The 9,732-nt window shown below is 68.7% G+C and carries 10 protein-coding genes, 1 tRNA gene and 1 pseudogene; 8 read left to right on the forward strand and 4 right to left on the reverse strand.

What is annotated here, in order from left to right:
- Nucleotides 1-23 precede the first annotated feature (23 nt).
- Nucleotides 24-401 (reverse strand): response regulator, encoded by a 378-nt coding sequence (locus tag AADI75_RS07275; RefSeq protein ID WP_028967597.1) that lies wholly within the window; start codon nt 399-401, stop codon nt 24-26.
- A 131-nt stretch (nt 402-532) separates the two neighbouring features.
- Here AADI75_RS07275 and AADI75_RS07280 point away from each other — a divergent pair, with 131 nt between their 5' ends.
- Nucleotides 533-1,384 carry an N-formylglutamate amidohydrolase gene (locus AADI75_RS07280; protein WP_341208378.1) on the forward strand — a complete coding sequence of 284 codons (852 nt, stop codon included), beginning with the start codon at nt 533-535 and terminating at the stop codon, nt 1,382-1,384.
- Nucleotides 1,385-1,619: 235 nt separating this feature from the next.
- On the opposite strand, the gene AADI75_RS07285 is transcribed toward AADI75_RS07280, so the two are convergent.
- The 3 genes from AADI75_RS07285 to AADI75_RS07295 all read right to left on the reverse strand — a co-directional run bounded on the left by AADI75_RS07285 (nt 1,620) and on the right by AADI75_RS07295 (nt 4,496).
- Complete coding sequence (locus tag AADI75_RS07285; RefSeq protein ID WP_341208379.1) at nt 1,620-2,168, reverse strand: cytochrome b; 549 nt, start codon at nt 2,166-2,168, stop codon at nt 1,620-1,622.
- Nucleotides 2,169-2,182: 14 nt separating this feature from the next.
- The gene (locus AADI75_RS07290) at nt 2,183-2,950 is read right to left on the reverse strand and encodes a SapC family protein (RefSeq protein ID WP_341208380.1); all 768 of its coding nucleotides are present in this window, start codon (nt 2,948-2,950) and stop codon (nt 2,183-2,185) included.
- Nucleotides 2,951-3,032: 82 nt separating this feature from the next.
- Nucleotides 3,033-4,496 carry an FAD-binding oxidoreductase gene (locus tag AADI75_RS07295; RefSeq protein ID WP_341208381.1) on the reverse strand — a complete coding sequence of 488 codons (1,464 nt, stop codon included), beginning with the start codon at nt 4,494-4,496 and terminating at the stop codon, nt 3,033-3,035.
- Nucleotides 4,497-4,583: 87 nt separating this feature from the next.
- Here AADI75_RS07295 and AADI75_RS07300 point away from each other — a divergent pair, with 87 nt between their 5' ends.
- The 7 genes and pseudogenes from AADI75_RS07300 to AADI75_RS07330 all read left to right on the forward strand — a co-directional run.
- Entirely contained in the window at nt 4,584-5,051 is a 468-nt protein-coding gene (locus tag AADI75_RS07300; protein WP_341208382.1) for a hypothetical protein, read from the forward strand.
- A gap of 112 nt (nt 5,052-5,163) precedes the next feature.
- Nucleotides 5,164-6,576: a DEAD/DEAH box helicase gene (locus tag AADI75_RS07305; RefSeq protein ID WP_341208383.1), complete on the forward strand. Its 1,413-nt coding sequence runs from the start codon at nt 5,164-5,166 to the stop codon at nt 6,574-6,576.
- A 58-nt stretch (nt 6,577-6,634) separates the two neighbouring features.
- Nucleotides 6,635-6,708: transfer RNA gene (locus tag AADI75_RS07310), tRNA-Gly, on the forward strand.
- A gap of 113 nt (nt 6,709-6,821) precedes the next feature.
- Nucleotides 6,822-7,238 carry a hypothetical protein gene (locus AADI75_RS07315; RefSeq protein WP_341208384.1) on the forward strand — a complete coding sequence of 139 codons (417 nt, stop codon included), beginning with the start codon at nt 6,822-6,824 and terminating at the stop codon, nt 7,236-7,238.
- A gap of 135 nt (nt 7,239-7,373) precedes the next feature.
- Nucleotides 7,374-7,847, forward strand: a complete 474-nt coding sequence (locus AADI75_RS07320) for a hypothetical protein (RefSeq protein WP_341208385.1) — start codon at nt 7,374-7,376, stop codon at nt 7,845-7,847.
- Nucleotides 7,848-7,930: 83 nt separating this feature from the next.
- The gene (locus AADI75_RS07325; protein ID WP_341208386.1) at nt 7,931-9,160 is read left to right on the forward strand and encodes a terminase family protein; all 1,230 of its coding nucleotides are present in this window, start codon (nt 7,931-7,933) and stop codon (nt 9,158-9,160) included.
- 264 nt (nt 9,161-9,424) lie between these two features.
- Nucleotides 9,425-9,732: pseudogene (locus AADI75_RS07330) on the forward strand (phage portal protein); the annotation flags it as partial.

The raw sequence follows: 9,732 nt of genomic DNA on the forward strand, positions 1-9,732 counted from the left end.
TTACGCTTTTGTTGCCGCAGGCGTCAGATCAGCTCGTTTGCGGTGCCGGTGTCGAACAACCGGTCGACCTCCAGCACCAGATCGCGCAGGTGGAACGGCTTCGACAGGACGCGTGCCTGCGGCATCGCATTGCCCGCCTTCAGCGTTACAGCCGCGAACCCGGTGATGAACATCACGCGCATTCCCGGCGCCAGCTCCTGCGCCTTTTGCGCCAGTTCGATCCCGTCCATCTCCGGCATGACGATGTCGGTGAGCAGCAGGTCGAACCGTTCGCTCTCGAGCAGCGGCAGCGCCGCGGTGCCGCGATCGACCGATGTGACATGATACCCCGAACGCTCGAGCGCCCGCCCGAGATATTCGCGCATCACCGCATCGTCTTCGGCCAGCAGAATCCGTATCATCGCAACCACAACTCCCAATCGCGGCCTAATATGCCCGAGGGACGTTGATTTTTCCACCAGCGGAGATGGTGAACGCCTGACCCACGACGACACGTTGCAGCGGCGGGATGGCTTCCATAGGGTAGGCGGGAATGACGCGCTCCTTCCGCATGTTCGGCGAAATGCTGCCCGAGAGTCCGGTGGTGCTGTCGGTGCCGCATGCCGGGCGCGACTATCCCGCGACCCTGCGGATGGCGTTGCGCGCGCCGCTCGCAAGTCTGGCGGCGCTGGAGGACCGGCACGTCGATGCGATCGCGCTGGCGGCGCGTGAGCGTGAGACGTTGCTGCTCCAGACGCTGCCACGCGCATGGATCGACCTCAACCGGGCCGAGCATGAGCGTGATCCGCTGCTCGACGAGGGCGCGTGCCGCAGCGCGGGCGCCTCCGCGAAGGTGCGCGCCGGGATCGGGCTCGTGCCACGGCGGACCGCCGCGGCGGGCGAATTGTGGCGGTGCCGGCTGAGCGCCGCCGAGGTAGAGGCGCGGATCGCCACCGGCCATCGGCCGTATCACGAGACGCTGGCGCAGGTGCTGGCGGCGGCGCGAGCGCGGTTCGGGTGCGCGGTGCTGCTCGACGTTCATTCGATGCCTCCGATCGCGGGCGGGCGGGCCCGGGTGGTGATCGGCGACCGCTTCGGGCGCGCCGCGGGGGCGCGGTTCGTGGCGCGGGTCGAGGAAGCGCTGGGACGTGAGGGCCTGCACCACCTGCTGAACACCCCTTACGCGGGCGGGCATATTCTAGAGCGTCACGCCGCGCCGCAGATCGGCATCCATGCGATCCAGCTCGAGATCGATCGCGCGATGTATCTCAACCGGCGGCTCGACCAGCCGGGCGCGGGTGCGGTGACGACGGCGCGGATGCTGCGCGCGGTGATCGAGGCGCTGGCGGAGCAGGCGCTGAGCGAGGGTGCGGCGGCACCGCCGATCGCCGACGCCGCCGAGTGAGCGCAGCACATAAAAAAACCACCGGATGCATGCACCCGGTGGCCAAGGTTCAGGGAGGAGACACGCCGAAGCGTGTCATACGGGCCCGCGAAAGGGGGGACACGAGCGCCGTACATGCTTAACTTAGGCAGTCCGCTTTTGGTTGCAAGGGGCCGGCTGCAAAAGGTTGTAAGAGTGCGGCGAACCGCGTCCTTCGTCCATCGTTGCTTCGCTACGCTCACAATGACGGCCGGAGTCAGCGTGCGCCGCGAGGAAGCATCCGCAGCAGCACCGAATCGCGCAGGATCAGGTGGTGGCGCAGCGCGGCGGCGATGTGGAGCACGACCAGTGCGAGCATCAGCCAGCCAAGGATTTCGTGCACTTCATGGCCCGCGCTCGCTCCGGTGGCGTCGACGGGCAGGTAGGGCAGATCGGCGATGCCGAACCAGCTAAGCGGGCGTCGTCCAACGGGGCCGGACACCATCGCCCAGCCCGACAGGGGCATCAACAGCAGCAGCGCATAGAGCGTCCAGTGCGTTGCATGGGCGACCCCACGTTCCCAGGCCGGCGTGAAGGCCGGCAACGGCGGCGGGCGGTGCAGCAGCCGCCATGCGACGCGCAATACGGTGAGCGCGAGGACGGTGATGCCGATCGCCTTGTGGCCCGGCATCCACGCCCGCAGGGCGGGTATCGCATCGTGGCCGATGCCGACGATCAGGTTGACGATCACGAGCAACGCGATCGTCCAGTGGAAGACGATGGCCACCGCGGAATAATGCTCGTTCACGGGCAGTCGGGTGGCCATCGCGTTCCCTTTCGTCAGGCGTTGAGCTGCGGCTGCGGCATTTTGCCCAGCTTGACCTGCCGCGCGAAGATCTCGCGCATCAGCGCCAGCGAGAACAGGTGCGCGTAGAGCAGCGGGAGCATCCCCGACTGCGAGATCTTGCGAAGTTGGTCGCCGCGCAATTCCGACAGCTTCTTCTCGTCGATCATCTGGAAGCCGCGGTACACGAACGGCTGCTCGATGCCGTCCTGCTGGATGGTGACCTCACCCTCCATGAGCAGGTCGAGTTCCTTGATCTCCTTCATGAACTGACCGGTGCGCGCCGCGGCCTGTTCGAAGTTCTCGTTGAACTTGAGGATGTTCTGGGTCAGCTCCGACGGCTGGCCGTCGGTGAATAGCGCGTCGCCCTCATCGAATGCGCCGATCGTTGGCGACGACGGGTCGAAGCACAGCGACAGCTCGTCGGCATCCGGGCGCAGGCGGGCCAACATGTACGGGTAGCGGCGGATATAGGCGGGGACGTAGATCGTGTCGTCGATCAGCCGGCCTTCCTCCGAGATGAAGACGTTGACGCCTTCGTTCAGGCCCATCAGCGCGATCGGGATGGCATCGTCTCCCGACGAGAAGACGATCGGCATATGCCGCTGGATCAGCGGGAATTCCTCGACCGTGACGGGGATCGCATGCTGGTTGACCAGGAACGGCGCGGTGTCGGACGGCTGCACCTTGTAATTGGCGTGAACCTCGCTCGAAAGCGGTTCGAGGCCGTTGTAGAAGAGCGGAAGTTGCGGCGCGCTGGCCATGAGAATCTCCAGAACGGACGGTATCGTGTGCATTCGCGCAAGGGGACGTCACGTCCTGCCGTCCCCCCGGACCGCGCCGGTGCTATTGAATGGGCGCGTCGGGCGCAAGCGTGACGAGCTTTCCGGGGTTGAACAGCTCGTCCGGATCGAACGCGCGCTTGATCGCGCGCAACGCCGCCAGCCGCGCGGGCGGGCCGAGCCGTTCCAGTTCGCGGCGCTTCATCTGCCCGATGCCATGTTCGGCCGAGATCGATCCGCCGGCCGCGACGACGAGGTCGTGGACGAAGGCGGAGACGACCGGCACCTGTTCGGCATACCAACGCGCCGGATCGGTGCCGGGCGCGGCGCGGACGTGGAAGTGGACGTTGCCGTCGCCGAGATGCCCGAACCCCGAGGCGCGCGTGCCGGGGAAGCGCGCGTCGCACGCCGCCGCCGCCGCGATCATGAAGCGCGGCATCGCCTCGACGGGCACCGAGATGTCGTGCTGCGCGGCGGGGCCGGTGGCGCGCTCGGCATCGGAGATCGATTCGCGGATCCGCCAGAATGCCTCCGCCTGCGCCTCGCTGACGGCGAGCGTCGCGTCGGCGGCCAGGCCATCCGCCAGCGCGGTGGCCAGCACGCGCTCGACCAGTGCGACCGGATCGTCGTCGGTCGTGTCGGCGGTGACTTCGAGCAGGACGTGCCACGGATGCTCGCCCGTCAGCGGTGCGCGCGTGCCGGGGATGTGGGTGAGCACCGCGGCGAGCGATTCGGCGGGGAGCAGCTCGAAACTCTCCAGCGCCGGGGTGGCGCGCTGGAAGCGGCGGAGCAGCGTCATGGCGGCAGCGGGGGACGCGACGCCGACCCACGCGACGCAACGCGCCGCAACCGCGGGCACCAGCCGCAGCGTCGCGGCGGTGACGACGCCGAGCGTGCCCTCCGCGCCGATCAGCAACTGGTCGAGGTCGTAGCCGCGATTGTCCTTCTTCAGCGCGGACAAACCGTCGTACAGCGAGCCGTCGGGGAGCACCGCTTCGACCCCCGCGACCAGCGAGCGCATCGTCCCGAAGCGCAGCACCTGCGTGCCGCCGGCATTGGTCGACACCAGCCCGCCGACCGTCGCGACACCCTTCGCGCCCAGCGACAGCGGGAAGCGGCGGCCCTCGGCTAGTGCAGCGGCGTGGAGATCGGATAGGATCACTCCCGCTTCGGCAACCGCAAGCCCGGCGTCGGCATCGAGTGTGCGGATCGCGCTCAGCCGACGCAGCGACAGGATCGCGGCGCGGCCATCGGCGGGCGGGGTCGCGCCGCCGACCATCGAGCTGTTGCCGCCCTGCGGCACCAGCGGCACGCCTTCCTCGCGCGCGGCGGCGACGATCGCCTGCACCTCCGCGACCGAGCCGGGGGCGAGCAGCAGCGACGCGTTGCCGTGAAAGCGCCGCCGCCAATCGGTGAGTAGCGGTGCGATTGTGTCGGCGTCGGTGACGATCGTGCCCGGCGCAACGTGCGGGGCGAGCCGCGCGGCAAGGCGTTGGAGCGCGGCGGAGGGGGCAGAAGCGTCGGTCATGCGATTTCTCTTGGCTGGCGCGCGATGTGCGTTCAATTCATCACGGGTTCAACCGTCGATGGTCAGTGCTGCTGCCCCAAGATGACCTTGCGTAATCCGTCTGTCCTGCTGCTGGCGTCGGCGGCGCCGTTCGTGCTGTCGGCGAGCCCGCCGCAGCTGGACGGTATCGAATATGCGCAGCTGACGATCCACGAACGGCTGATCATCCGCGTGCCGCGCGTCTCGCCCGCACCGATGCGGGGACGGAGCGCGCCGGCGCAGCCGCTGGTGCGGTGGGACGAGAAAAAAGGGCCGGAATGCGTGGCGATGAGCGCGCTGACCGGGGCGGCGGTGGAGCGCGAGGGCGAGGTCGATCTGGTGGTGGGCGGCGCGCGGCGGATCCGCGCCAAGCTGGACGACGACTGCCCGACGCTTGATTTCTATCGCGGATTCTATCTGAAGCCGACCGCGGACGGGCAATTGTGCGCGCGCCGCGACGGCATCCGCTCAAGATCGGGGGCGTATTGCGCGGTCACGCGCTTTCGCGCGCTGGTGCCGCGCAAGGCGAAGAAATAGCCCGTCGCACAGCGGCGAGGGCGCAAATTCCTTGACTTTGCGCCACGGATCGGGAAGCGCGGGGAACGATGGGAACCGCCACGCCGCGCCACCCGACAGCCCGGACATCCGCATGAGCTTTGCCGACCTCGGCCTTTCCGACGAACTCCTTCGCGCCGTCGGCGACACCGGCTATACCGAGCCGACGCCGATCCAGGCGAGCGCGATCCCGCCGGTGCTGATGATGCGCGACATCATCGGCATCGCGCAGACCGGCACCGGCAAGACCGCCAGCTTCGTGCTGCCGATGATCGACATCCTGGCGCACGGGCGCAGCCGCGCGCGGATGCCGCGCAGCCTGATCCTGGAGCCGACGCGCGAACTGGCCGCGCAGGTCGCCGAGAATTTCGAGACGTACGGCAAATATCACAAGCTGAGCATGGCGCTGCTGATTGGCGGCGTGCAGATGGGCGATCAGGTCAAGGCGCTGGAAAAGGGCGTCGACGTGCTGATCGCCACGCCGGGCCGGCTGATGGACCTGTACGGGCGCGGCAAGATCCTGCTGACCGGCTGTTCGATGCTGGTCATCGACGAGGCGGACCGGATGCTCGACATGGGGTTCATCCCCGATATCGAGGAAATCTGCACCAAGCTGCCCGCGCAACGCCAAACGCTCTTGTTCAGCGCGACGATGCCCGCGCCAATCAAAAAGTTGGCCGACCGCTTCCTCAACAATCCCAAGACGATCGAGGTCGCGCGCCCGGCGTCGACCAACATCAACATCACCCAGTGGGTGGTGCCGGTGAAGGGACCGTCCTCGGAAAAGCGCAAGGCGCTGCGCGCGCTGCTGGGGCAGGAGGAGGTGCGCACCGCGATCATCTTCTGCAACCGCAAGACGACGGTGCGCGAGCTGAACAAGAGCCTGCGCGAACACGGCTTTTCCAGCGGCGAGATCCACGGCGACATGGACCAGCCGGCGCGCGTCGCCGAGCTGGAGCGGTTCAAGAAGGGCGACGTCAACATCCTGGTCGCCAGCGACGTCGCGGCGCGCGGGCTAGACGTGAAGGGCGTGAGCCACGTCTTCAACTATGACGCGCCGTGGCATCCCGACGATTACGTCCACCGGATCGGGCGCACCGGGCGCGGCGGCGCGACCGGGATCGCCTATACGTTCGTCGGACCCGACGACGCCGAGAATATCGAGAATATCGAGAAGCTGACCGGTCAGAAGATCGCGCGGATCGCCGACGTGCCCGAGGCGCCGGCCGAGGAAGCGCCGCGGCGCGAGCGTGGTGGCCGGCGGCGCGAGCGGGTGGCCGACGCGTCGCCCCGGACCGAGCCGCGCGCGGAGATGCCGCCGGTCGAGGCGCGTGCGGACACGGTCCGCGACGCGGCGCCGCGACGCGAGCGGACGCGGCGTGATCGCGACGAGCGTCCGCGCGGCGGGCGCGACCGCGAACGCGCGCCGGTGGTGGCCGAGGCGAGCGACGACGGCGGCTGGAACGGGCCGGTGCCGGACTTCCTGCGCGTCGGTCTGCGTTACTGAGAAGCGCCGTTCGTCGGGTTGACCGGCGGCGGTGGTTCGTGGCAGTGACGGCCACGTCGCGGGTATAGTACAATGGTAGTACAGCAGCCTTCCAAGCTGAATACACGGGTTCGATTCCCGTTACCCGCTCCACTTTCCTCGCTGTTTGCTGACGCGTCGTCCGGACAGGGCGATGCGGGTCATGCCATCCTTCGATAGCGGTGACGCGCCATCGGCGACGTGCGGTATCGCGGAAGGATGACGCAATGAACAAGCAACGGATGGATGATCTGCTGGCGCTGTTGCAGGTCGAGGCGCAGCATCGGCAGCGGATCGACAGCATCTGGACGCAATTCAAGGACGCCATGCTGGCGACCCATGCCATGATCTTTGCCGTGCTCGGCGCTTTGGTCGCCGGCCCGGAGCTTAGCGCGGATCAGCGCAAGATGGTGGTGTTCATCACCGTCCTGGTTGAATTCCTGGTCCTGTTTCTCGCCCGCCTCGACGTCGAGAAATCGGCGGCCGAGGTGCAAGCAGATTATGTTGCGGATTACCGTGCTCTGACCGGCACCCACCCGCCGCGTCCGCTCTACAGCAGAGCCCTGAAGATGCGGCGGGTGCCGCGGCGCACGGAAGGCGACACGCTGCTTCCGTTGATCGAAACCAGCGGGGAAAGCGCTTGACATCGTCACGCTGATTGAGTACAAAACAGGAACATCGAGATGGTGTCAGACGGGCCGGGCGGCCCGGGGCTTCGGCCCCGGTCGCGCCGGCCCGTTTGCGTTGCGATGCGGGTGGCAGCGGGCGGGAGGGTGCAGATGGGTGAGGTGGCGGGAACCGGTGGCGCGTCGGTGGCCAGCGCGGCGGTTGCAGGTGCGGCCAAGAGGTCGCAGCGGTGGTCGCGCGAGGATCGGCTGACCTTCTTCGATCATTTCGCGATCAGCGGCGATGTCGCGAAGGCGGCGGCCGCCGCGGGGAAGACGGCGCGGTCGGCCTATGCGCTGCGCCGTCGGAGCACGACGTTCGGCGCGCAGTGGCGGCTGGCGCTGGACGACGCCTATGAGCGGATGGAGGCCGCGCTGGTGCGGCAGGTGCTGGGCGATACCGACACGAAGCTGGACGTGTCGGCCGCGCTGCTGCTGTTGGGGCGGCGGCCGCCGGCGGTGATCGACGTGGCGACGACGCCGCGCAAGGTCGCCGATCGCAACAGTCCGCGTGCGAAGGCCGAGCGCGAGTTGTTGCAGCGGTTGCAGGCGATGTCGAAGCGATCGCGCCCGAAGGCCGCGGAGTGAACGGCGCGGATCATGGCGGTATCCGCGGGATACGATGGCTGCTGGACCTTGGTAAAGCCGAGCAACAGGCGGTGCTGTCGTCGCTGAGCCCCGAGGCGATGCTGGAGCTGAAACAGCATTGGCCGTTGTGGGCGCACGACGGACAATTGCCGCCGCCGGGCGACTGGCGGGTGTGGTTGATGCAAGCCGGGCGCGGCTTCGGCAAGACGCGGGCCGGCGCGCAATGGGTCGGCGCGATGGCGCGCGCGGTGCCCGGCGCGCGCATCGCGCTGGTAAGCGCGACGAACGAGGATGTACGCAAGGTGATGGTCGAGGGACCGAGCGGGGTGGTCGCGGTGGCGCGCGACGACGATGCGGTGGTGTGGCGACCGTCCAGCGGCGAGGTGCGGTTCGGCAACGGCGCGGTCGCGACGCTGTATTCGGCGGCGGCGCCGGAGAAATTGCGCGGGCCCGAACATCATTTCGCCTGGGCCGACGAATTGGCGAAATGGAGCCATGCCTCGGCATGGGACAATCTGACGATGGGGCTGCGGCTGGGCGCGCTGCCGCGGGTGCTGGTGACGACGACACCGCGATCGACCGCGTTGATGCGGCAGGTGCGCGCCGGAACGGGGACGGTGGTGACGCGCGGGAGCACGCGCGACAACGTCCACCTTCCCGACGCCTTCGTCGCGGCGATGGAGGCGAGCTATGGCGGGACGCGGCTGGGCCGGCAGGAGCTGGACGGCGAACTGATCGACGAGGTGGCGGGAGCGCTGTGGCCGCGCGCGTTGATCGAGCGGCAGCGGGTGCGCGCAGTGCCCGAACTGACGCGGGTGGTGGTTGGGGTCGATCCGCCCGCGGGGATCGGCGGCGACGCGTGCGGGATCGTCGCCGCCGGGCTGGGTTGCGACGGGCACGGCTATGTGCTGGAGGATGCCAGCGTGACGGGCGCGAGCCCCGAGCGTTGGGCCAATGCGGTGGCGGCGTGTGCGGCGCGGGTATCGGCGGAGCGCGTCGTGGCGGAGGCGAACCAGGGCGGGGCGATGGTCGAGCAGGTGCTGCGCGCGGCGCAGGCGTCGCTGCCGATCCGGCTGGTCCATGCGACGCGCGGCAAGGCGGCGCGCGCCGAACCGGTCGCGGCGCTCTACGAGCGCGGGCGGGTGTGGCACGCGCGGGCGTTTCCCGCGCTGGAGGACGAGCTGGCCGGGCTGATTACGGGCGGCGGGTATGAGGGGCCGGGGCGGTCGCCGGATCGCGCCGATGCGTGCGTGTGGGCGCTGACCGCGTTGATGCTCGATCGGCAGGGTGAGGTGCGGGTGCGGACGGTTTAGGGGAGCCTTCTCGTCATTGCGAGCGTAGCGCGGCAATCCAGGGCGTCCTGATCCGGCACTGGATTGCTTCGCTACGCTCGCAATGACGGCGAAGTGTGGGCGACTGTTGCGCGCTATCAGGTGCTTCGAGACGATGATCGGGTCGGATCGTCCCCCGGACGATCCTGAACATGCCGGGGGCATGTCCACCCGATCATCTCGGCTTCGCTCGATGCCTCCTCAGCACGAACGGCATTCTTGAGATAACTTTCTCGGAGAATTCACATGGCTTGGTTCGGATGGAAGTCCGGGCGCGCGGCGGCGCGTCCGGCGTTGGGGCGTGTCGCGGGCGTGGCGCCGGTCGGGGCGTGGCCGCAAGGGTATGAGGCGCAGGTGCGCGCCGGCTATTGCGCGAATGCGATCGCGCAGCGCGCGGTGAAGCTGGTCGCGGAGGGCGTCGAGGGCGCGCCGCTGGATGCCGACGACGCGCGGTTGCGGGCGCTGGCGGGCGGGCGCGGGGTGCTGGAGGCGGTGGCGGCGCAATTGCTGCTGCACGGCAATGCCTTCGTACAGGTGCTGCGCGACGGCGACGG

The organism is uncultured Sphingomonas sp. (genome assembly GCF_964021865.1).
Lineage (GTDB): Bacteria > Pseudomonadota > Alphaproteobacteria > Sphingomonadales > Sphingomonadaceae > Sphingomonas.

Bases quoted from the DNA above. Each gene is read 5' to 3' on its own strand.
- AADI75_RS07285 (WP_341208379.1), bottom strand. From the start codon at position 2,168: ATGGCCACCCGACTGCCCGTGAACGAGCATTATTCCGCGGTGGCCATC.
- AADI75_RS07295 (WP_341208381.1), bottom strand. From the start codon at position 4,496: ATGACCGACGCTTCTGCCCCCTCCGCCGCGCTCCAACGCCTTGCCGCG.
- AADI75_RS07290 (WP_341208380.1), bottom strand. From the start codon at position 2,950: ATGGCCAGCGCGCCGCAACTTCCGCTCTTCTACAACGGCCTCGAACCG.
- AADI75_RS07315 (WP_341208384.1), top strand. From the start codon at position 6,822: ATGAACAAGCAACGGATGGATGATCTGCTGGCGCTGTTGCAGGTCGAG.
- AADI75_RS07275 (WP_028967597.1), bottom strand. From the start codon at position 401: ATGATACGGATTCTGCTGGCCGAAGACGATGCGGTGATGCGCGAATAT.
- AADI75_RS07305 (WP_341208383.1), top strand. From the start codon at position 5,164: ATGAGCTTTGCCGACCTCGGCCTTTCCGACGAACTCCTTCGCGCCGTC.
- AADI75_RS07320 (WP_341208385.1), top strand. From the start codon at position 7,374: ATGGGTGAGGTGGCGGGAACCGGTGGCGCGTCGGTGGCCAGCGCGGCG.
- AADI75_RS07280 (WP_341208378.1), top strand. From the start codon at position 533: ATGACGCGCTCCTTCCGCATGTTCGGCGAAATGCTGCCCGAGAGTCCG.